Here is a 22,872-nt window from a genome sequence, read left to right on the forward strand (position 1 = left end):
TTAACTTTTTCTTCGGAGCAACACTACCCAATCCTTATTGCCGTCGGAAGGTGCACGTCCGAAATCAATCCATCCATCTCCGGTGGTTGTCTCCATAGTTCCCTTTTGCAAGGCACCACCGGTACGCGGATTGAACCACGAGACATTATAGATTTCTCCCGGATGGCTCACCTTAAATCGTGACCAGGTTGTTCCTTCGCCGAGGTAAATCACGTATGTTTTTCCCGGCTCGGCCAGACAATAGGATTGCTCCCGGTCGTTGGTAATAATCAGGTTATCGGCTGGCTGCATGTTCTGGAACGGAACATATTGCTGGAAAAAGTCCATAGCGATTTTCGTCTGCTTCCACAGGTTCTCACGCGAGCGCCAGTTTTCGCAGTTCAAATCGTTATTCGGGAACTTATATCCGAAGTACCACTCTACTCCTGCTCCACCGGCCATTAAACTGCCCCACAAACATTGGTGGCGTAAGGTATCATGCTGTGCGTCGTTGCGGTCGGGTAAAGCGCCTTTCCAGGCAGGGCCAACTTCATCCATGGTAAGCACCCACTTGTGTTGGGTGGTGTCGGAATTCTGCCACCATTTCTTCGTCACCTGGTGAACATCGTAAGGATTGCCCACCTGAAGTGAAACGCCATCCAGCGATTTAAATCCAAGCATGGGTATCAATACTTTGTCCCGATTGGTATTATCGGAATGAGTATGAATCACAATCGGATGATGATACGGATCGATTTTGGCCAGGTAGGATGCCATCGCCTTGCGCTGAGCATCATTTTGCCCGTTGGGTGTCCAGTCTGCCGGGCCGTTTTCTTCACCTAAATTCCAAATCAAAGCCGGATGATGACCAAACCGTGCAACCAGTTCACGGTAGTATAATTTTCGTTGCGCATCGGTGTTTCCATTATCGAGCAAGGTCTCGTTCTCTGTTTCCTGTGTCACCAGATGTTGCGAAATTCCCAGCGAATCCATGTGATTGAAAACGATTTCCCACTGATCGAGTTTGGAGCAATCGAAGCGGTAACGTTCGTTTCTGCGCGACCAAGGCCACACGTCATCGCCGTCACCCTGCACATTCATGGTCAGGAAATAGACAGAATTCATTCCCTGCGAAGCGAGATAATTCAACGCACCAATAATTCCTTTTCCTTTATCGCCGTGCCAAACCGGATCGCCGGTATGCCAGTCTTCAATGTGTGGTTTATATTCATGCAACGTTGGACCGGAGTCTGCTTCTCCCTCCTTGGTTTCCTTTTGTCCCGGCTTGTAGGTATCGTCAAATCCGGCATACGCCAGAAAATTTTCAGGACTATCGGCTCCGGCTTTCAGAAAGTATTTGCCTGAACCAGCAAAACGAAGGTAATGTCCGCCGGTGTATTCAAGACGTCCCTGTGCCCGGAAGTCGCGGCCGGTTTTATCTGTCAGGGCAACTTCAAAACTACCTTCAAACCCGTTGGGACTGACCGTTTCACCTTTCACATCCGCTTTATCGGCAATGGCGACATTTCTGCCTTTTACAAACGAAATTTTGTAGTTCCATGTTCCGGTTTTATCCGGGCAAAACCGAACTTCCCATTTGTTCCCATATACCGCTCCGGATTCGGCAGCATTCCCGTCGGCTGCAAAAAAACCGGGTACTACATACGTTTTGTTTCCATTGGTAAAAGTGGCTTCCAGACGGTAATCCAGGAATGGATTGTCGGCTGAAAACTCAGCAACTAACGGTCCTGTGACCATTAAAGTAACAGTATGCCATTGTTTTAACTGCCCGGTAACTTTCACAGCGGGTTCACGATGGTGGTGGCAGCTTGTCAGCGAAAACACAGCAATTGCCAGGTAAAGCAAGAATATTCTCCTCATACGATATAATACTTATTTAGTATAATAACCTGAAAAATATCTGAATTATTGTCTCAATTTCCGGTCTTTAAAACCTTTCAAATGGTCATTTTGCTTCTACCTGTCATTCCTGTGAAACGAACGAAATAAACTTTGAACTCATTCTCCCTGTCTCTCACATGCTTTGCTTTCCTTTGAGTGTGAACTCCACGGCAAAGAAATTCCTTCGCCCAAAAGCCTAACTATCGAATCACTATTGTATATGGGTGTATTAGTTATCTGAACCAGGATATTGGGTTACGATAAAGCACCTCATAACTGCATTGTCTCGTCCTTTTCAGCAACCAATTTAGAAAAAGAGTCGCTAATCACCAACCAAACAATAAATTATCTTCAATAAACGAAATTTAATCATCGGTACTTGTACTCATCCGGGTGCGCCATTGTGCCAGCGCCCACCCCATCACCAGGCTGGTAACCAGGATGGCTATTCCCAGGATTCCGCTTTCTATCTCATGTACTTTGAATTCTTCCGGGATATCGAAGAAAAGAAGGATGGAAATCAATCCACGGGGCGCGATAAAAACTTCGGGAAGAATATTTTTACCGACAACGGTCCGGAATATGACAAAACGAATCATGTAGAGGATAAAGAGGAAGGCAAAACTAAGCAAAAGCACTTGCCAGCTCAGCACATCGCCAATGGAAATAGCCATACCGAACACCACAAAGAAGAATGACCGAACCAGGAAGGAGGTTTCTTCCGTGATCATCTTAAAACTGTCGAACAGGACACCAATGGCCTGGTGGTCGAAATATTTGGAAAGTTTTCCTCGGATAAAAAGAAACTGATTACGCAATACCAAACCGAATACCAGAATAATGAGCAACGAAGAAAGGTGAAAGATTTTTCCTTCGGCATACAGAAGAATCAGCAGCGACAAAAACAAAAAGAACTTCGTTTTGATAACCACCAACTTCTGAAAAATATAGAGCAGGATAAAACTTCCGATGAACGCAATCAACACCGTCAGGCTAAGATTTGCCGTCACATTTCCAACGATTTCCCAGAAACCATTCGCATTGGCATTTTCCAGTAGAATATAAAAAGCCATGATTCCGAAAATATCGGAAAGCGTACTTTCATATATCATGAATTCCCTTCGTGTACGCGTCATTTTATGCACACTGGGAATAACAATGGCAGAGCTAATAATAGCCAACGGAAGCGAATACAAAAGGGCCACGGTGAGCTCAAGTCCCTGAATAACAAACATCATCATTCCGGCAAAGCCGAAAGTGGTAATATTCAATGTGAGGAAAGCCACTAAGGTTGATTTCCAGATAACCGGCCATCGTTCCGGCGAAAGCTTTAAATCCAACGCGGCTTCCAGCACAATCATAATCAAACCAACGACACCCAATAGTTCCAGCGTCGGCATGAATGATTCCTGAAAATCAGACAAGTCAAAGAAATATTTCATCACCATTCCCAGTCCAATCAGCATCAAAACACTGGGAATATTGGTTTTATTACTCAATACATTAAAAATGAATGAGGTAATGACAATCAGACAAATGACTATGATAAGATGATAGGTATCCATGTTGGCAGAAATATCGTTTGGTTCTAAAATAATATGAAACCATTAAATATAAAAAAGGTTGTCACCTATTAACGCAGCGACAACCTTTTTTTAATGTATCGTAGGATTTCCTTAACCTAGCGGGCGTAAACCCGTACTTTTGCTTCACCCCGTACCACGTTCAGCGCATTCATGGCTAATGCCTTCATTTCATCCTGTCCCGGATAGATGTATACCTGGCTAATGAAGTCAACGCGCTCACGAATCAACGACATCAGGATTTTATCGTAAGCCATTCCGCCGGTGATCAGGATACCATCCACACGACCTTTCAGTACCGTAGCCATTTCTCCAATCGCTTTCGAAACCTGGTAAGCCATCGCATTGTGGTAGAAAATGGCGCGCTCGTCACCTTCATTCACCGCCATTTCCACATCACGGGCGTCGTTGGTTCCAAGGTAAGCCACAAAGCCGGCTTCTCCGGTAATCATCTTCTTGATCTCGTCCTTCGTGTACTTATTGCTGAAGCACATATCGACCAGCTGACCGGCCGGCAACGTGCCACTTCTTTCCGGAGAAAACGGTCCCTCACCGTCGAGCGCATTGTTGGCATCGATGACGCGGCCATTGTTATGCGCACCGATGGAGACTCCGCCACCCAGATGAACCACAATCAGGTTCATGTCGCTGTAAAGTCTGCCCAGTTTAGCCGCATGTTGACGAGCAACCGCTTTCTGGTTCAAGGCATGGAATATCGAACGACGCTCGAAGTTGGGATGACCACTTACCCGCGCAATATCATTCATCTCGTCGGTCACCACCGGATCGGCTGTGAGTGCCAGTGCATTCGGAATTTCCTGCGCCATCTCGTAAGCGATCATCGAGCCGAGGTTCGAAGCGTGCATTCCGCTAATGCCGACTTTGCAATGCTCCACCATCCGTTCGTTAATTTCGTACACGCCGGACTCCAGCGGATAGGTCAGTCCTCCCCGACCAATAATCGCTGCCATATTGTTCAAGTCAATGCGGTCAGCTTTCAGCTCTTCCAGAATAGCGTTCTTCCGGAATTCGTACTGTTCGGTTACCGTTTTATACTGGTCGAGCTCTTCTTTTGAATGACGAAGTGTTTTCAGGAAAATACACCGGACATCCTCGTACACAGCAATTTTGGTAGAGGTTGAACCGGGATTAATGACCAAAATATTTATATCTCTCATGTTCTGTATAATTTACTTAGCCAACATGGCTGCCAACGCAATGGAATATAACTTGGTTTCGATGGAATCGCCGCGGGAAGCCAACACAGCGGGCACTTTTGCACCAACTAATGAAGCAGCCGATTCGGCGCCAGCCAGTTTGGTATTGGTTTTATAGAATACGTTACCGGAATTCAGGTCGGGGAACAGAAGACAATCCGCCTTCCCGGCAACGGGACTTTTAATTCCTTTTATTTGCGCTGCTTCCTCATCAACAGCTGCATCCAAAGCCAACGGACCGTCAACTAAACAACCTTTTATCTGGCCGCGTTCATTCATTTTCGAAAGAAGTGCTGCTTCGGAGCAGGATTGCAAACCGGGTAATACCAACTCGGTGGGCGCAACAGCCGCTACTTTCGGATTCTCAATTCCCAAAGCTACAGCCGTTTGTACCATGTAGTTAATCATCTGCACCTTCTGCTTCAAATCCGGCTCGGGAATAATCGCCACATCACTGGCAATAAGCAATTTGTGATAATTAGGAATTTCCATCGCGGTTACGTGGCTCAAAACCGCACCCGGAGGCAACAAGCCGTTTTCCTTATTGAGAATGGCGCGCATGAATTTATCAGTGCTCACCAAGCCTTTCATGATAATGTCGCCTTCACCGTTATTAATCATCGCCACCGACTCAGTAGCTGCCCGCTGATCGTTGGGTTGATGAACGATGGTAAACTTGGCCGGGTCAATATTTTCGTGACGACAAACTTCTTGGATAACTTCCTTATCTCCCACCAAAATTCCATCAATCAATCCCAAATCGATGGCTTTGCTGATGGCGACAATCGTGTGTTCGTCGTTGGCGTAGGCCGCAATTAACTTGCGCCGTGGACGGCCTTTTACGGCCTCAAAAAGATCTTCCAGTCGATTAATTCCCATAGAATAATCTGTTTAGCAAATTTCATTAAACGAGTTCGCATCGAAACGGCGACAGCTTTTATCATTATCTCCTACGTATCATAACAATCAACTACACAAAATGACTTCAGAACTTATCTATCCGTTTACACATGTTGAAATTACGAAATGAAAACATCTCAAAACCTATGAAATGTTAGGATTTCGCCTGACCCGACATGCTGTTAAACTATTTCTTTCAGGATGATAGAAAAGCCCCGTCCGGATAAGAAAATTTCTCTTATGCCGTGGCAGGGCTTTACAATTCAAAACTTTCGTTGAAAATTTCGAAAGGAAATATCGTTAATTTAAAATCATTCTACATTAACAAGATTGTATGTCTCGCGGGCAATGACCAGTTCTTCGTTTGTAGTCACGGTCATCACCGTCACATGGGAACCCGGAATGGAAATGATTTCATCCTGTCCATGCAGCCCGATATTCTTTTCCTCATCAAAAATAACCCCGAGGTATTGCATGTCCCGGCAGACCAAATCCCGGACGTAATCGTTATTCTCGCCAATTCCCCCGGTAAATACGAGAATATCCAGGCCGTTGAGTTCGGCTGCATAGGCACCGATGTATTGCTTCACGCGGTTGGCATACATTTTCAATGCCAGGCGCGCCCGGTCATTGCCTTCGCGGGCAGCCGTCGCCAAGTCGCGCATGTCGGACGAAAGTTGTGAAACGCCTTTCACGCCACTCTCTTTGTTCAACATGTCATTCAGTTCGTTGCTGTCCATTCCTTCGCGGCAGCCGATATACAACAGCGCACCCGGATCGATGGAACCGCTTCGTGTTCCCATCATCAACCCTTCGTTGGGAGTAAATCCCATGGAGGTGTCAACTGACTTGCCTCCGTTGATCGCTGTGATAGAAGCTCCATTTCCCAAATGGCAGGTAATGATTTTCTGATTTCTGATATCGCGGTTCAGAAATTTACAGGCTTTCTCTGCCACGTATTTATGACTGGTTCCGTGAAAACCATAACGGCGCACACGTAAACGTTCGTAATAATCGTAAGGCAACGAATAAAGGTAAACATCCGGCGTCATGGTCTGATGGAACGCTGTGTCGAAAACAGCTACCTGCGGAACTCCGGGAAGCAATTCCTCCATGGCTTTGATGCCATCGTAATTGCCGGGATTGTGCAACGGAGCCAGTTCGAAACAGTCGCGGATGCCTTTTTTCACATCCTCATCGATGACGCGCGCCTCGGTAAATGTTTCACCTCCGTGCGCTACGCGATGACCGACTGCTTCAATATCCTCCAGCTTATTCAAAACACCGACCTCCGGGTCGGTAAGCGCCTTCAGGATAAGCCCAATACCCGTTTTGTGATTTTTGATTTCGGTTTTCACCAGGTAATCTTCCTGATTCGGAACCTTGTGCAACAAACAGCTTCCTTCTATACCGATGCGGTCGACAATGCCTTTGGCCAGCAAATTGTCGCTTCCGCGAATAGAAAGCAGCTGGTATTTGATAGACGAACTTCCACAGTTCAGGACAAGGATGTTCATTTTGGTTTGATTTATTGGTTTGAAAAAAGCGCCGGCTTTTTTATTCCGACGCTTTCATATTTTGCCTAATCAGTGATTCTTGACGATGGTTTCGGTATCCATAGCAATGACAAGCTCTTCGTTGGTTGGAACGACAATCACTTTTACACGTGAGCCTTCTTTGCTGATGACTTGTTCCTTGCCACGAAGTCCGTTGTTCTGGTTTTCATCTATTTCGATGCCGAGGAATTCCAAATCTTCACAAACTCCTGCACGGGTGATATCGGCATTTTCACCAATTCCTCCAGTGAACACCAGCGCATCAACGCCTCCCATGGCTGCCGCATACGAACCGATGTACTTCCGGATACGGTAATCATACATCTTCATGGCCAGCTGGGCACGTTCATTTCCATTTTCCAATGCAGCAATTTCGATATCGCGGGCGTCGGACGAAACGCCGCTGATTCCCAACATTCCTGCATGTTTATTGAACAGCGTGGATGCTGACTTGGTGCCGATTTTCTCTTTGTCCATGATGAAGGTCACGGCTCCCAAATCGATATCTCCGCTTCGGGTTCCCATGATCAAACCTTCAACCGGCGTGAATCCCATCGAAGTATCGACTGATTCACCGTTTTTCACGGCACAAACCGATGCTCCGTTTCCAAGGTGACAGCTGATAATCTTCGAGTTCTCCTGATCGAGACCTAAAATCTCAGCAGCCCGGCGTGCCACGTAGCGGTGACTGGTTCCGTGAAAACCGTAACGACGAATACCATATTTAGTGTACAACGCATAAGGAATTCCGTACATGTAAGCATGCTGCGGCATAGTTTGATGGAAAGCCGTATCGAAAACTCCCACCTGGGGAACTTCAGGCAATAAAGCCTGCATTGCATAAATACCTTTCAGGTTAGGCGGGTTGTGTAACGGAGCCAGCTCTACGCATCGCTCCATCTCTTCAATCACCTCATCGTTGATGAAAACACTGCCTTTGAAGGCTTCACCTCCGTGAACCACACGGTGGCCTACCGCATTGATTTCCTCGAGGCCCGTAAGACATCCGTGTTTCTGGCTGGTTAAAACGCCCAACACATATTCAATCCCGATTTTGTGATCGAGAATTTCACCTTCGAACTTCACTTTGTCGCCCGACTCTTTCTCGTGTTTCAGGAAGGAGCCCTGCATCCCAATCTTTTCCACAACACCTTTGGCCAGCACTAGCTGATCAGCCATGTTGAAGAGCTGGTATTTGATGGATGAACTTCCGCAATTAAGTACTAATATCTTCATTTGATTGTTTTCTTTTTGTTCCGGCAGCACTAGATTCATGCTTGATTGCCGGTAAAACTCCGCCGCAGCGAATTAAACATTGAATGTTTTGAAATGCCCGTTATCGATAATATTCCCATCCTCGTCGTAGGTATAGAATCCTGCACCGACCTCACGGCCCATGCGCTTAGCGCGAACCAGTCGTTTCAGAATCGGAGAAGGTTTGTATTTGGCCCTGCCAAATTCGTTGTACAAATTCTCCATCCAGCGAACCATCTTATCCAGTCCGAGAATATCGGCCAGTTCGAATGGACCGAACCGCATTCCAAAACCAATTTTCATCACCTTGTCAATGTCGGGAAGTTCTCCAACGCCTTCCATCAGTACCTCACAAGCTTCGTTCAACAAAGATGAAAACAGACGAATCGAAATCAATCCGGCAGCTTCTTCTACCGGAATCACCATCCGGTTCACCATCGTGACAAACTTCTTCACTTTCTCGTACACATCTTCCGACGTGTACAATCCTCTTACCACCTCACATACGCGGGCTTCAGGCGACTGCACAAAGAAATGCAGACTCACACAACGCTCGCGGTATTGCAGTTCTGAAGAAAGCTCGGTAATAATAATGGTCGTCGAGTTGGTACCAATGATACACTCCGGACTCACCACTTCCTCGATGCGACGGAAGACTTCTTTCCGCTCATCCACTTTGCGTTCCTCATGAGACTGTGAACGAATCGCTTCGATGACAAAGTCACAATCAGCCAATTCTTTGTAGTCCAGGGTTCCCTTGATGCGAGCCATGATTGCCTTCTTCTCGCCTTGGGTCATCCCCCAGTTGTTGATACGCTGATCGAGCGTTTTGCTCATCTGGTCGTACGCTTCCTGAATCTTTTCTTCCGAAAGCTCGATGAATACAACTTCAATGCCGTACACACTGGCAATCCGGGCTATGTTCTGCCCTACACTGCCGCATCCAACAATTCCTATTTTCGAAAACAGCGTCTTAATCTGCTGTTTCTGACTGAGTCCATAAAGTTCAATGGGCTCGACCTGAATTTCTGCCATTTTATATCGAAATCAAATATGAAATATCTATGTAGACTTTTCCCTTCCGGGAAGTTCAAACTACTACTTATTTATTGTGCCTGGTTAGCGGTAATGGCTACCATGTTCACAATATCGCTTACCGAACAACCGCGTGACAAATCGTTGATGGGAGCTGCCATGCCCTGCAATACCGGTCCAACCGCTTCGGCGCCAGCCAAACGCTGTACCAGCTTGTAACCAATGTTTCCGGCTTCCAGTCCAGGGAATACCAACACGTTGGCCTGACCGGCCACTTCGCTTCCCGGAGCTTTCAGTTCGCCTACTTCTTTCACCAGGGCAGCATCCAACTGCATCTCGCCATCAATTTTCAGGTCGGGTGCCATCGACTTCGCCAACTTAGTCGCCTGAGCAACTTTGTCCACCAGGTCGTGTTTAGCGCTTCCTTTGGTCGAGAATGAAAGCATGGCTACTTTCGGGTCCATGCCAACAATCGCGTTGGCAGTTTTAGCGGTAGTTACCGCAATTTCAGCTAGCTGTTGCGCATCCGGATCAGGCATTACGGCGCAATCGGCAAATACCAGCACGCCATCGTGACCAAATGATTTGTCTTTTAAAAACATCATGAAAGCTCCGGAAACCACACTCACACCGGGCATTGTTTTTACAAACTGAAACGCCGGACGTAATACATCACCAGTCGCATTAATAGCACCGGCAATCTCGCCGTCAGCATCGCCTGCTTTGATCATCATCGGACCATACACCAACGGATCATTCAGCATTTCCAACGCCTCTTCCCTGGTCAAACCTTTTTTCTTCCGGATTTCCACCATTATATCGGCATAAGTATCGCGTTTGCCGCTCGTCTTCGGATTGATGACTTCCGCTCCTTCGATTTTCGCGCCACACTTTTCCGCCTCGTGTGCAATCTTACCCGGATCGCCCAACAACACAATTTTGGCAATTCCTTCTTTCAGGATAATGTCCGTGGCTTTTAGCGTTCTAATCTCCTCTCCTTCCGGCAGGACAATTGTCCGGTTCAACTTCCGGGCCTGCTCTTTAATCTGATTCAATAATTCCATTTACTATATGTAGTTTAAAACTTTTGACTTCAACTTTCAAAAATTACTGCAAAATTACAGAAAATAGCCTGTCCTTAAAATGTAACAAAGTCATGTTTTCGTTAATGAATGGTAACTTATTCAAACGAATGTTGGGTTTTTACCATCTCATTCTCATTTGATTCAAGCTACTTCGTTTTTTTCACATCGTCAGGTTTGTTCGTCATGTTTTAGAAATGGTCTCGTTAAATATTCAATTTTACGACGTTTTGGTAGGTTGTATGACAACTTTAATTGTCAAACAAAATTACCAAAACCTCACTCTTATCCCTAATTTTCAATGCGTTTAATGAGTATAAATAATTTGAACCATGCGTGTCCGATCTTTTGTATCTTAGCTTCACCAAATCATTAAAACATGTCAAGTACCGAACCATTCGAATCACTGGCCCGTGAATTGGAGGGCGAACTATTTACCGATCAGGTACATCGCGTCATATATGCAACTGATGCCTCCTCCTACCGGGAAAAGCCGATAGCCGTTACCATACCGAAGAATAAAACTGATATCAGTCGAATTTTGAAATACGCCCGGGAGAATCAGCTCTCTGTCATTCCCCGCGCTGCCGGAACATCTTTGGCCGGACAGGTCGTGGGCAGCGGCATCGTGATGGACATTTCCAAACACATGGACCGCATCCTCGAATTCAACCAGGAGGAAAAGTGGGTGCGCGTGGAGCCGGGTGTTAACCTGGCGGAATTGAATCTCTACCTGAAACCTTACGGATTGCAATTCGGACCCGAGACTTCAACAGCCAACCGTTGCCGTATCGGTGGTATGCTGGGCAACAACTCCTGTGGTCTCCACTCGCTCATCTACGGAAGTGTGCGCGACCATATTCTCGAAGTCGAAGCTTTCCTGGCCGATGGCTCGGAAGTGACTTTCGGTCCGCTGAGCAAAGAAGAATTTGAAGCCAAGTGTGCCGGTGACCCGGAACAACTGGAAACGAAGATTTATCTCCACCTGAAAGAGATGCTGGAGAATGAAGATACCCGGAGGAAAATCGAAGAGGTGTACCCGGAAAAGAGCGTCACCCGCCGAAACATGGGCTACGCCATCGATATTCTGATGGATACCGACCCATTCATCGGTAACGGAGTACCATTTAATATAGCCAAACTGCTGGCCGGCTCCGAAGGAACACTTGCGTTCTCAACTTCCATCAAGCTGAATTTAATTCCGCTTCCGCCGAAAGTAAAAGGCGTAATAGCAGCGCACTTTTCTTCCCTGGAAGATGCTTTCCGTGGAAACATTGTCGCGCTAAAACACAATCCGGGCGCCATCGAAATGATGGACGACATTATTATTGAGTGCACGAAAGAGAACATCGAGCAACGCAAGAATAGGTTCTTCCTGCAAGGCGAACCGAAAGCCGTGCTGGTAATTGAATTTGCGCGGGAAACCAAAGAAGAGATTGAAGCCATTCACAAGGCGCTGGTGAAAGATATGGAAGAGGCTGGTTACGGTTACCACTTCCCCCTTATCTTTGGTGACGAACAAATCCAACGGGTGTGGAACCTGCGTACGGCCGGGCTGGGATTGCTTTCCAATATTCCGGGCGACCGGAAAAGTACGACCGTGATTGAAGATACCGCGGTTAGTCCCGACAAACTACCTGAATACATGGCCGAGTTCCAGCAGGTGCTCGATGGTCACGGATTGCAGTGCGTTTTCTACGCGCACATCGCTACCGGGGAAATCCATCTGCGTCCGTTGCTCAACTTAAAAGACAAAAACGATCAGGAGCTGTATTCCACACTGGCACAGGATGTAGCCGAGTTGGTTAAAAAATACCGGGGTTCCCTTTCGGGAGAACATGGTGACGGCCGCCTGCGCGGTTCATTCATCCCATTCATGTTCGGTGACGAGATTTACGGGCTCTTCAAGGAACTGAAGAAAACCTGGGACCCGTGGAATATCCTCAACCCGGGAAAAATTACGGATGTACCGCCCATTACGCAAAATCTCCGGTACAACCTCAACAACCACTATCCGGAAGTGGAAACCGTGAGTGACTTCTCGTCGACGAAAGGATTTCTGCGGGCAGTAGAGAAATGTAACGGTTCGGGCGATTGCCGTAAATCGGAAGTAGTGGGCGGAACCATGTGCCCAACGTTCATGGCTACCCGCGACGAGGACAAATCGACGCGTGGACGCGCCAACATTCTGAGGGAATTCCTGCACCATTCCGAGAACGATAAACCGCTCGACCATCCGGAGATTTACCAGGTGCTCGACTTGTGTATTTCTTGTAAGGCCTGTAAAGCAGAATGTCCGTCGAACATTGACATGGCGAAATTCAAAGCCGAGTTTCTACAATATTATTACGACGAGCACGGAGCACCGCTTCGCTCGAAACTGATTGCCTGGTTGCCCCGCATGAGTGGATTGGCTTCGGCTGTTGCGCCACTGGCCAACTGGAACATGAACATGGGGCTCACCAAAAGGCTTATCGGTTTCCATCCGAAACGGTCGATGCCGGCATTTACCAGCAAAACATTGAAAGGCTGGGCCAATAAAAACCGGCAACCGGAAGGAACAAAAGGCAAAGTATACCTCTTCGCTGATGAATTCACCAATTACCAGGAATCGGATATCGGTATTAAAACCATTCTGTTGCTAACGAAACTGGGATATTCGGTAGAGATTCCCAAGCATCGCGAGAGCGGACGTACCTTCCTGTCGAAAGGATTTATGCGCGAGTCGAAGAAAATTGCTAACGACAATGTGCGCATGCTGAAGGATAAGATTTCGGATGAAACGCCAATGATTGGCATCGAGCCGTCGACCATTCTGACCTTCCGGGACGAATATCCCGAACTGGTAGACGAGTCATTGCGTGAGGCTGCGGTTTCATTGGGAGAGAATGCCCTGCTGTTCGAAGAGTTCTTCGTGCGCGAAATGGAAAAAGGCAACATCACTGCAGAGCAGTTTACCACCGCACAGCGGGACATCAAACTGCACGGACACTGCCAGCAGAAAGCGGTGGCCTCAACGACCCCAACCAAGCAGATGCTTTCGCTGCCGCCCAATTACCAGGTGAGCGAAATCAAATCGGGGTGCTGCGGAATGGCCGGTTCGTTCGGTTACGAAAAAGAACACTACGAGTTATCAATGCAGATTGGTGAAATGGTGCTCTTCCCGGAAGTCCGGAAATCAGCCGGTGAAACCATTATCTCTGCTCCCGGAACCAGTTGCCGCCACCACATCAAAGACGGCACGGGCCGGAAAGCCATTCACCCTATCGAAGTCATGTACGACGCATTAGCGTAAGACATACAAAAGCCGGGACACTTCAACCCGGCTTTTTTTCACCCCAACCCCCTGAAGGGGCTTTAAGTCAATAAATAGTTGTCACGACTGTACTTTTAATCTTCGTATCAACAGGACGATACAAATAATATCTTAACGTAACCACCATCGAAGCGATTAAGTCCCCTTTAGGGGATTTAGGGGTGTAAAGTTGGTTGACAAAAAAGCCAGATGTTCGTAACGTACAACAACCACAATCGAAGTGTTTAAGTCCCCTTCAGGGTCCCGAGGCTTCGGGCTAGGGGTTGTTTCAATCATGAGTTGACTGAAAATTTAATTCACCCCAAACCCCTGAAGGGGCTTTAAGGCAGTGAGTGAGTGTTGCAGTAGTGCTTTCATTGGATTTGTAGAAGGCAATAATATAGTATCAAACTTGCAGCACTTACAATCAAAGTGGTTAAGTCCCCTTTGGTCCCGATACTTCGGAATAGGGGTTAATATTTCACCTTTTCCCACCTTAATCTACGGGTTACATTAAATCCGATTAATTACACTACCTTAGCCGCCTTGATTTACAGAAAATATATGACATTTAAAGAATTAGAGATTATTGAACCTATCCTGAAAGCACTTACTGCTGAGGGATATTCAAAACCCACCCCGATTCAGGAACAATCCATCCCCATTTTATTGAAAGGAAGAGACCTGCTCGGTTGTGCACAAACCGGCACCGGCAAAACCGCCGCCTTCGCCATTCCGATTTTGCAGCATCTATATCAAAAAAGGAAACAACATAACGGACAGCGCAAAATCAAAGCGCTCATTGTTACCCCCACGCGGGAACTCGCGATTCAGATCGCGGAAAGTTTTTCCACTTACGGCCGATATACCGGTATCCGTAATGCAGTCATTTTTGGCGGTGTAAAACAAGGCCCGCAGGTTCAAACGCTCAAAAGAGGCGTCGATATTCTGGTTGCCACACCCGGTCGGTTACTCGACCTGATGAACCAGGGATATATTTCCTTAAAAGATATTGAATACTCTGTGTTGGATGAGGCAGACCAAATGCTCGACATGGGTTTCATCCACGACATTAAAAAGATTATCGCTCAATTGCCGGCGAAACGGCAGTCACTGTTCTTCTCGGCCACCATGCCACCGGATATCGTGAAGCTGTCGAATAAGCTCCTGGGTAATCCGCAGAAGGTCACTATTCGGCCCAAGCAAACTACCGCCGAAAAGGTAGAGCAATCGGTCTATTTCGTCAACAAACAGAGCAAATCCAAATTGCTGGTGCACCTGCTCAAGAACGAGTCGGTCGATTCGGCATTGGTGTTTACAAGGACGAAGCACGGAGCAGACAAGATTGTCAGGATACTGGGGAAAGCCGGTATTGATGCCGGAGCAATTCACGGAAACAAAACGCAGGGACAACGACAGCGTGCACTGGGAAGTTTCAAGAGCGGCCGGATGGGCGTTCTGGTAGCCACCGACATTGCCGCGCGCGGTATCGATGTGGAAGAGCTGTCGCACGTTATCAACTATGACCTGCCGAACATTCCCGAAACCTACGTTCATCGTATTGGACGTACCGGAAGAGCCAGCGCCAGTGGTATGGCCATGTCGTTTTGCGATACCGAAGAGAAAGCGTACCTGCGTGATATTCAAAAGCTGATCGCTCAGAATATTCCGGTCGTAGCAGAACATCCGTATTTGAGTGAGGAAGGCGAAGCGCCAGCCATACAACCGGCCAAACCGCAACGCTCGTTTCAGCGCCAGCGGCAAACCAACCGGAACAACAGTGAAGGTAGCAATAGCCGCCCCAAACGAAAACGGAGTTACCCGCAGAAACGGAATTCGTAAGAGAATACAAAAAGAAAAAGATAAAAGCCTTTCCCGGCCTCTGGCAAACGGGAAGGGCTTTCTCCTTGTTATAGCTACGTCTTATTAGGAAAATAGCTAACTTAGTTCTTTGATCAACAAATAACTAAATCAGCAAACCATGGAATCAGAACAGCATCAGGAAGAGCAACCCGTTGAAGTTTTTTCCGGATTATCACGGCTTATTCAACATTTTGTATTTCGCCCCGGAGCACTACTCATCCTTTGGGGTTGGGTGATGTTTTACAGCTATGCGATGAATTACCTCACCCAAAAGATTCTGGTGGCTTCCCGAACACAATCGTTGTTGGGAAACCTGGGCATCGTTTTGGGAGCAATTGCTTTCATCATCACCATCTTTTACCTTCTGCGACAGGCCAAGCCGGTAGCCAAACAGGAAATTTACATCCGGTACGTTTGGGTCTCCCTGCTTGTCAGCCTGGTGCTCATTAACCTCATTCAGTATAACGTGCTGCAACAGATCAATTTCGAACTGCAGCATCCCATCTTCATGGTCGTTATTGCCTTTGCTATTGTCGTTAGCGGTGGTATTCTAAAGTATCCCTTTCTCCTGGCCGGAGGCATCATCTTTGGGATACTGGCTTATGCGGCATCCTTGCTGTCGTTAACCGATCAACTGCTGATGGAAGCCATTGGCTGGCTGGTTGCTTTTATCCTGCCGGGACATATCCGGTATTACAGGCATAAAAACTAAACTTTCACCAACAGCAGCCGGCTACCATCCTTACCGGTAGAAACATGTCATACGAAAAGATGCTGACTGTTATTCGGTAGACTAAATTGGCACCTCTGCCAGTGTGATAGACATACATTCTGTGAAAATAAGCTGAAGAACATAACCAATCTGTTCCCTTATCCGGGAGAAGTTTACCAATAAAACATAAAAATGATTATTATTGTAGAAGACTAAGCTACCCTCGCCTACTGAACTGACCTTTTTGTGATTTTGAATATGTTTCTATTAAAACGGTATAACAGCGTATATAAAAAGGAGAGAATCATCCATGCCTAACCTTCTGTATCATCTCTTTTGCAATAACCAACCTGCGAAATATCCATGCATGGATACGATAGCAATCATCTCCTGTATTTTCCTCTAACGAACAAGATAATTCTATGAATATTAACAACTAATAATCCTATGAAGACAACAAAAATGCTCAAATCCCTGGCGATTCTAATGCTGGGAACCTTTCTTTCGCTGAATGCTTATTCACAACAAAATTTTATCCCCGGTTACGTCGTCACCACCAAAGGCGATACGCTGCATGGGCAGATTGATTACCGAAACTGGGATAAGAATCCGGATAAGATAACATTCAGACAGGAAGGAAAAACGACTTCAACAACATATAGCCCACTCGAAATTAGATCATTCGAAGCCAACAGCGAAGTTTATGTGAGCGCCGTCGTAAAATCATCTGTCAGTTCGAGAAAGGCCGGCAACCTGGGCGACGAAACAGAACTAAAAACAGCAACGGATACCACCTTTCTGCAAACCCTGATACAAGGCGACAAAAGTTTGTATTACCTGAAGAACCGGCGGGGAATTGAGAACTTCTACATTGGACGGAATGGCCAATACGATTTGCTGGTATATAATGTGTATAAATCGAACAAAGAAAATAAAGTCCGTATCAATAAACGATATGTCGGGCAACTGGTACTGTACTTCAATAACGCTCCTTCCGTTCGGCAACAAATTCAGAGAACAGACTATAGCAAGACCAGTCTGAAAAACCTCTTCCTTGCCTACTACAAACAATCTTCGACGGCACCAAAATTCCAAAAGAAAAAGGATAAAGGTTCCGTTGAATATGGAATCGTGGCCGGAGCCACTATCTCCACGGTTAAATTTGGCGGAAATGATATGGTTTATCTGACCAGTGCCGATATATCGCCATCAGTCAATCCAACCGGTGGTCTGTTCCTCGATTTCATTCTACCCCGCAGCCAGGGTAAATGGTCGATATACAACGAACTAAACTACAACTCATACCAGTTGTCAACCGATTACAATGGGTACTACCACGATATCTACTATACCGAACAGATCAATGCTGAGTTTGCCTTTTCGTACCTATCGTTGAATAACATGGTGAGATTCCGATACCCGGTAAAAAGTTGCTATCTGTATATCAATGCAGGTTTCTCCAATGGTATCATCATCGACGAGACAAACCACAAGACCGATGTGGGAAGATTCGAAACAACAGAAAGCAAAGGACTGGATGACATTAAAAAACACGATGTTGGTTATATCGGAGGAATCGGAATGCAATACCATCATTTCTCTTTAGATGCCCGGTACAAACGAACCGGAGGCTTTTCCCCGTATGTTACGCTAAGTTCTCCTCTTAGTCAGTACTATTTCCTGTTGGGATACCGCTTCTAATCCTTTGAATGTATACCGGGATGAACTTAAATCGTCCCGGTATGCATTCCACTGAATCATTTTACTTTCGCAATTTAGAAATCTTATATTCTATTGAGAAACATCCCCTTTCCTACTCTTCTGCTTTGCCGGAATAGCATTAATTCAATAAATTTACTCTCCAACCAATTAACCTCATCATGAAGAAAGTGCGCATCCTATCGCTCGACGGTGGCGGCATCCGCGGCATGATTCCGGCTACGGTTTTGGAATACATCGAAAACCAATACATCGAAAAGAGCGGTAATCCGAATGCCCGACTGGCCGACCTCTTCGATTTTATTATCGGGACCAGCACCGGAGGAATCCTTACCTGCTTTTACCTGACGCCCAATCCGGACAAAGGAGAAGACCAACCACAGACCAAATACAAGGCTTCACAGGCGCTGGAGTTTTATTCCGAAAAAGGATACCGCATCTTCAATGCCTCCAAACATTATCCGTGGTTTGGTTTGCGTCAGCTGTACAACGCCAGCAAATATACGGCCCGGAATCTCGAATCAATCTTTACCGAAGAGTTCGGTGAGCTGAAAATGAGCGAACTGGTGAAGCCGTGTCTCGTGACCACCTACGACCTGGCCGCCAAATCATCTTTCTTCTTTAGTAGCCGCGAACCGGAAAACAAACAACGGGAGTTCTATGTGAAAGATGTGGCCCGTTCCACATCAGCGGCTCCTACGTACTTTCCCTCTGCTTTGATTAAAAATCTTGTCACCGGAAAGGAGATGGTGAACATCGATGGCGGCGTGTATGCCAACAACCCGACCATGTGTGGCTACGCCGAATGCCGGAACACCGTTTTCCCGCAGGTCGCTTATCCCTCAGCTGACCAGATGCTGATACTCTCTATCGGGACGGGCGGCGGACAGGTCGATTTCCCGGCATCGGAGAAAAGCGGCAACTGGGGATTGCTCAAATGGGCTAAATCGATGCCCGACATCATGATGGACGGCAGCTTTGACACCGTCGACTACCAGATGAAACGATTGTTTGGCTCGCTGGCCGAAGAACATCAGTACAACTACAAACGAGTCGATGTGCCGCAGGATAAACGAACCTATTCCAAAGATATGGCTGACGCATCGCCAGCTAATATCGACGCGCTGAAAGAAGCCGGACAGGAAGCATTAAAGGCAGCCCAGAAAAACCATGAGCAGTACAGCCTGGATAATTTCATCGACCGGCTGATAGCGAACACGCCTGATTCATAAACCGGTTCCTATATTTCAACATGGATTATCTCGGGAAATCTTGATAACTTACTTCTCTCTAACAGCTTTTCTATGAATGCAACCCAACCTACACCACGGTTTTCAGTAAAAGGCCGAAAACGAATCCTGGCCGGGAATGCTTTTCTATTGGCTATCTTGTTCGGACTGGTCTCCTTCAATAAATCCGTTCTTCGTCCGGCCTTTCATGACCAGCCGTTTCTGGATACCCTGACCGGATGTTTTCCCAACTTCCTGGCCGCCTTGCTCATTAGCCTGGCTTTCGTTAATGCTATCGTGAACCGGAAACCCCCGCACGGACGACTACTGGCCTACCTCGCTTCTACAATTGTATTCATCATACTCACCATTGAAGAACTAAAACCGATGTGGGGAGCCAGTACCTATTATGACGTATACGATATTGTGGCAAGTGCCGTCGGTTCGTTGCTGGCCATTGGGATATTCGAATGGATTTCGAGGAAACAAAAACTTACATCCTAAAGATTGGTGACATGCAAACCGAAAACAGCTATTGGAAAATATTCAACAGAAGAATGAAGAGGTTCTCCCGGGAAATCGATCCCAAAACTACCGGTGCCTATTCAGGCAGAGCACTGATAATATTCATTCCGTTTGTCCTGATTATTTCATTATTTGAGTACTGGTTTACAGGAAATAAAAAGTGACCTCATTCGATTAGAAAATGCTGATGAAGTGGATAAAGAATTCCATATTAACCATCCTGCTATTGAGCTCTTACCTGCTCTTTTCCTATTACTACTTCAACGGTTGGTGGTACTCCTCCATCGGGACGGTGCTCATCCTGTTTTTCAGTTACCTCATCTGGGGTAAACAGTTTCGCCGGGTGACCGGTACCAAAATATCTCACACCACCTTCCACAAAACAGTTCTGCTGGCGTTCATCATGATTGTCGCCTCCATCCTGCTCATCCAACACATCGGTAACCGGCACATGACAGCCATTCAGTTCACCAATTGCCGGAACTATTTCCACGATATCTTTTACATTCTGAACGAAGAGATCATCCTGGGCGCGATTCCACTCTATCTCCTTATTCGCAAATGGAAAATCAATTCGCTATTAGCCACTGGCGGCCTGGCCCTTTTCTTTGCTGTCGCTCATTTCGCCTTCTACCGATGGATATTCCTGCAACGGGGAACGCTCGAACTAACAACACTAACCACCTTGTTCCTGGTAGCCTTCGTGCGGAACTGCCTAATCGTTCTCAACGGGCATATCGGGTACTCGTGGGCCTTACATTTCGGATGGATGATGGTGATGTTCGGGAACCGGCTGTATTTTGTCGAAACGAACACCAGCATAACCGAGCCCGACCGGTTTAATATGTTTTTGGGCTCACCGGAAATGATTAGTATCAGCTTAATCCTCGCCGTGGTTAGTTTCGTCTACCTAACGGGAAGGGATAAACAACTCCTGAGAAAGGAGCCAGCGAATGTCGAATGATTTGTGTCCAATTGTTGCTGTCTGATTCTACTGATTCAGATAGTCCCTCATCAAATCGTAGTAACGAGTCTCGAAATCATTCAAACTGATACCAAAATGAGTTTCAAATGAGGTGGCAAACAAAACACCGCTCCGGATATCGGTAAACAGTTCCAGAATATCCAGTGGTGATTTTCCTAATCCCTTTTCGTCGAGAATATAGCGCATGGTCAGATCGAATACGTTGTAGTAATAGGCTGTTATATCGGCATTCGGCGGAAAGTCGTCCCATACATGAATATGAATCGGATTACCTCCACCCGGTTCATCGGCATGATTGGCTATCCAGTTTTCCAAATCTGCCAGGTCCCGGATACCGTTCAATCCTCCCCCACCGTAAATGGCGATTCCCTCGCTAAACCAAACATCTGTTCCGAGATTGACTGCCGCCTCAATCAAAAATTCGAATTCATGGGTTAGTTCATGCTTAAACAGATAATCGTAAAGGTTTAAGTCTGCCGAAGACGATCGAATGGTCTCGAAAATAGAGCCCCAGTAGGCAGCAGCAATATTCTCTTCGTGGTACATATTAATGTACACGTCTATTTTGTTGTAGCCGGGCGGGAAGTGCAAAATGGAATTATCCTGCACATTAAATAAATCAAGTATTTCGAAAAACTTCTCATCGGCATAAGCGCCAACCCGCTGCTTCATTGAAGCGTCGGCTCCGTCACTATAGACCATGCACCAGGTCGACTCATACGGATTTCCATTGTGCGTCCAGCGAATGGGGGAATATTTCATCCACGAGGCTTCCACAACCTCGTTATCAGGTTGGCTATCCTCTTCCTGTTCATCCTTGCTGCAGCCCGCAAGGAAAACCACAAGAACAACCCATCGTAGCATCCATATGGTCAACCTGTTCTTCATGCCAGGCGGTTTACGATTGACGCAACACCAATAAAATTAGATGAATACCTCTGAAAAGACAATTTAATCCACACAAATAAGTATCGGCAAAAATTGAATTAGTTTCATTTACCTGACGGGAAGGGATAAACGAATAAAGAAGATAAATTTATCTGAATAAGCAACCATCCTGCCTCGCTCTTCATCTGATAATAAACTAATCTATTATCATGAAGAAAACTGCGCTGCTGTTATTATTGATTCTGCCTATCGTTTCCCAGGCACAAGACAACAAAAAAGGAATTAGCTTATCGCTGAAAGGAGGACTCACCCTGGCGAACATGTATGGAGAAGATGTGCAAAGCGAAACCGATCTAAACGGAAGCTCACCGGATAACTTTTACGCCAATAACCCCGCCAGCAACCGCTTAAAGCCCGGAATGAATTTTGGTGGCGTACTCGATTTCCGTTTCAGCAACTTGCTATCATTGGGTATTGGGACATCGTATATCCAAAAGGGTAACCGCATTAATGCCACCCAACACTGGAACAACGATTTGCAGGATTTCGAACCGGTGGATGGCCGCATCAACTGGATTCAAAACTACCTGACGCTGGATGTTCCGTTGAAAATCTATTTCCCGGTAAAGGAAAACGAACTGTACCTGCAGGGCGGTCCTACGTTTGCCAAACTGCTCAACTCAAAGGAAAAAGGAAAGGTGACTGTTGGAGGAACCGATTATACCTACGAGAATAACCGGGGGGCCAATGATACCGAACCCGGATACTTTGTAGGCGCCGGCTACTTGTGGTCGATGAAGGACAAGCCGGGCGATATCCTTATCGAATTTATCTGGAACCGAACCGTAGGCAAATCTTATGGCCGCGACCTCATCCCTAATCCCATGCATTATTATAACCAGACCTTCAGCCTGAATGTTGGCTACCGGTTTAACTGGCATTAAAAAATAATTCCAAACTCGACCACCAATAACCTAACTCAAGAGACGCGAATCATCGCGTCTCTTTTTGTTTGAACCGGGATGAAACTGTCTGAACCGGGATTACGCAGATTAATGGATTACACAGATGGAAAAGACACTGCAACAGAGCTGCACTATCTCAAATGATTTGACAGCACTCCTGAATAATGGACCGGTAGAACAAAA

Annotated in this window: 17 protein-coding genes; 8 read left to right on the top strand and 9 right to left on the bottom strand. The window is 46.5% G+C overall.

Translation table 11 applies throughout. From position 1 onward, the window contains the following. From AC060N_RS10885 to pta, 8 genes are all read right to left on the bottom strand, one after another. Positions 1-1,860, bottom strand: coding sequence for a glycoside hydrolase family 140 protein (locus AC060N_RS10885; protein WP_479523819.1), 1,860 nt, complete (start codon positions 1,858-1,860; stop codon positions 1-3). Positions 1,861-2,246: 386 nt separating this feature from the next. Then, the gene (locus AC060N_RS10890) at positions 2,247-3,446 is read right to left on the bottom strand and encodes a cation:proton antiporter domain-containing protein (protein ID WP_479523820.1); all 1,200 of its coding nucleotides are present in this window, start codon (positions 3,444-3,446) and stop codon (positions 2,247-2,249) included. A gap of 116 nt (positions 3,447-3,562) precedes the next feature. Beyond that, positions 3,563-4,642, bottom strand: coding sequence for a butyrate kinase (gene buk, locus AC060N_RS10895; RefSeq protein WP_479523821.1), 1,080 nt, complete (start codon positions 4,640-4,642; stop codon positions 3,563-3,565). Positions 4,643-4,654: 12 nt separating this feature from the next. Then, the gene (locus AC060N_RS10900) at positions 4,655-5,560 is read right to left on the bottom strand and encodes a phosphate acyltransferase (protein ID WP_479523822.1); all 906 of its coding nucleotides are present in this window, start codon (positions 5,558-5,560) and stop codon (positions 4,655-4,657) included. A 332-nt stretch (positions 5,561-5,892) separates the two neighbouring features. Continuing rightward, positions 5,893-7,098 carry an acetate/propionate family kinase gene (locus AC060N_RS10905; protein ID WP_479523823.1) on the bottom strand — a complete coding sequence of 402 codons (1,206 nt, stop codon included), beginning with the start codon at positions 7,096-7,098 and terminating at the stop codon, positions 5,893-5,895. A gap of 69 nt (positions 7,099-7,167) precedes the next feature. Beyond that, positions 7,168-8,373: an acetate/propionate family kinase gene (locus tag AC060N_RS10910; protein WP_479523824.1), complete on the bottom strand. Its 1,206-nt coding sequence runs from the start codon at positions 8,371-8,373 to the stop codon at positions 7,168-7,170. A 72-nt stretch (positions 8,374-8,445) separates the two neighbouring features. Beyond that, positions 8,446-9,426: a 3-hydroxyacyl-CoA dehydrogenase family protein gene (locus AC060N_RS10915; protein WP_463230763.1), complete on the bottom strand. Its 981-nt coding sequence runs from the start codon at positions 9,424-9,426 to the stop codon at positions 8,446-8,448. A 71-nt stretch (positions 9,427-9,497) separates the two neighbouring features. After that, entirely contained in the window at positions 9,498-10,490 is a 993-nt protein-coding gene (gene pta / locus AC060N_RS10920; protein ID WP_479523825.1) for a phosphate acetyltransferase, read from the bottom strand. A 397-nt stretch (positions 10,491-10,887) separates the two neighbouring features. On the opposite strand from pta, the gene AC060N_RS10925 reads away from it, so the two are divergent. The 7 genes from AC060N_RS10925 (at position 10,888) to AC060N_RS10955 (ending at position 20,815) form a co-directional block, all read left to right on the top strand. Continuing rightward, positions 10,888-13,803: an FAD-binding and (Fe-S)-binding domain-containing protein gene (locus AC060N_RS10925; protein ID WP_479523826.1), complete on the top strand. Its 2,916-nt coding sequence runs from the start codon at positions 10,888-10,890 to the stop codon at positions 13,801-13,803. 564 nt (positions 13,804-14,367) lie between these two features. Beyond that, positions 14,368-15,645 (top strand): DEAD/DEAH box helicase, encoded by a 1,278-nt coding sequence (locus tag AC060N_RS10930; RefSeq protein ID WP_106543819.1) that lies wholly within the window; start codon positions 14,368-14,370, stop codon positions 15,643-15,645. A 139-nt stretch (positions 15,646-15,784) separates the two neighbouring features. After that, positions 15,785-16,378, top strand: a complete 594-nt coding sequence (locus AC060N_RS10935; RefSeq protein WP_479523827.1) for a hypothetical protein — start codon at positions 15,785-15,787, stop codon at positions 16,376-16,378. Between the two features lie 447 nt (positions 16,379-16,825). Continuing rightward, the gene (locus AC060N_RS10940; protein ID WP_479523828.1) at positions 16,826-18,079 is read left to right on the top strand and encodes a porin family protein; all 1,254 of its coding nucleotides are present in this window, start codon (positions 16,826-16,828) and stop codon (positions 18,077-18,079) included. 179 nt (positions 18,080-18,258) lie between these two features. Then, on the top strand, positions 18,259-19,329 hold the full coding sequence (locus AC060N_RS10945; RefSeq protein WP_479523829.1) for a patatin-like phospholipase family protein: 1,071 nt from the start codon (positions 18,259-18,261) through the stop codon (positions 19,327-19,329). A 72-nt stretch (positions 19,330-19,401) separates the two neighbouring features. Continuing rightward, the gene (locus AC060N_RS10950; RefSeq protein WP_479523830.1) at positions 19,402-19,830 is read left to right on the top strand and encodes a hypothetical protein; all 429 of its coding nucleotides are present in this window, start codon (positions 19,402-19,404) and stop codon (positions 19,828-19,830) included. 208 nt (positions 19,831-20,038) lie between these two features. Then, on the top strand, positions 20,039-20,815 hold the full coding sequence (locus AC060N_RS10955; RefSeq protein ID WP_479523831.1) for a hypothetical protein: 777 nt from the start codon (positions 20,039-20,041) through the stop codon (positions 20,813-20,815). A 27-nt stretch (positions 20,816-20,842) separates the two neighbouring features. Here AC060N_RS10955 and AC060N_RS10960 read toward each other — a convergent pair whose 3' ends face one another. After that, complete coding sequence (locus AC060N_RS10960) at positions 20,843-21,724, bottom strand: hypothetical protein (RefSeq protein ID WP_479523832.1); 882 nt, start codon at positions 21,722-21,724, stop codon at positions 20,843-20,845. A gap of 209 nt (positions 21,725-21,933) precedes the next feature. On the opposite strand from AC060N_RS10960, the gene AC060N_RS10965 reads away from it, so the two are divergent. Beyond that, complete coding sequence (locus AC060N_RS10965) at positions 21,934-22,668, top strand: outer membrane beta-barrel protein (protein ID WP_479523833.1); 735 nt, start codon at positions 21,934-21,936, stop codon at positions 22,666-22,668. Positions 22,669-22,872 lie beyond the last annotated feature (204 nt).

This window comes from Prolixibacter sp. DSM 2831 (assembly GCF_056493735.1).

Bases quoted from the DNA above. Each gene is read 5' to 3' on its own strand.
- AC060N_RS10885 (WP_479523819.1), bottom strand. From the start codon at position 1,860: ATGAGGAGAATATTCTTGCTTTACCTGGCAATTGCTGTGTTTTCGCTG.
- AC060N_RS10890 (WP_479523820.1), bottom strand. From the start codon at position 3,446: ATGGATACCTATCATCTTATCATAGTCATTTGTCTGATTGTCATTACC.
- buk (WP_479523821.1), bottom strand. From the start codon at position 4,642: ATGAGAGATATAAATATTTTGGTCATTAATCCCGGTTCAACCTCTACC.
- AC060N_RS10900 (WP_479523822.1), bottom strand. From the start codon at position 5,560: ATGGGAATTAATCGACTGGAAGATCTTTTTGAGGCCGTAAAAGGCCGT.
- AC060N_RS10905 (WP_479523823.1), bottom strand. From the start codon at position 7,098: ATGAACATCCTTGTCCTGAACTGTGGAAGTTCGTCTATCAAATACCAG.
- AC060N_RS10910 (WP_479523824.1), bottom strand. From the start codon at position 8,373: ATGAAGATATTAGTACTTAATTGCGGAAGTTCATCCATCAAATACCAG.
- AC060N_RS10915 (WP_463230763.1), bottom strand. From the start codon at position 9,426: ATGGCAGAAATTCAGGTCGAGCCCATTGAACTTTATGGACTCAGTCAG.
- pta (WP_479523825.1), bottom strand. From the start codon at position 10,490: ATGGAATTATTGAATCAGATTAAAGAGCAGGCCCGGAAGTTGAACCGG.
- AC060N_RS10925 (WP_479523826.1), top strand. From the start codon at position 10,888: ATGTCAAGTACCGAACCATTCGAATCACTGGCCCGTGAATTGGAGGGC.
- AC060N_RS10930 (WP_106543819.1), top strand. From the start codon at position 14,368: ATGACATTTAAAGAATTAGAGATTATTGAACCTATCCTGAAAGCACTT.
- AC060N_RS10935 (WP_479523827.1), top strand. From the start codon at position 15,785: ATGGAATCAGAACAGCATCAGGAAGAGCAACCCGTTGAAGTTTTTTCC.
- AC060N_RS10940 (WP_479523828.1), top strand. From the start codon at position 16,826: ATGAAGACAACAAAAATGCTCAAATCCCTGGCGATTCTAATGCTGGGA.
- AC060N_RS10945 (WP_479523829.1), top strand. From the start codon at position 18,259: ATGAAGAAAGTGCGCATCCTATCGCTCGACGGTGGCGGCATCCGCGGC.
- AC060N_RS10950 (WP_479523830.1), top strand. From the start codon at position 19,402: ATGAATGCAACCCAACCTACACCACGGTTTTCAGTAAAAGGCCGAAAA.
- AC060N_RS10955 (WP_479523831.1), top strand. From the start codon at position 20,039: ATGAAGTGGATAAAGAATTCCATATTAACCATCCTGCTATTGAGCTCT.
- AC060N_RS10960 (WP_479523832.1), bottom strand. From the start codon at position 21,724: ATGAAGAACAGGTTGACCATATGGATGCTACGATGGGTTGTTCTTGTG.
- AC060N_RS10965 (WP_479523833.1), top strand. From the start codon at position 21,934: ATGAAGAAAACTGCGCTGCTGTTATTATTGATTCTGCCTATCGTTTCC.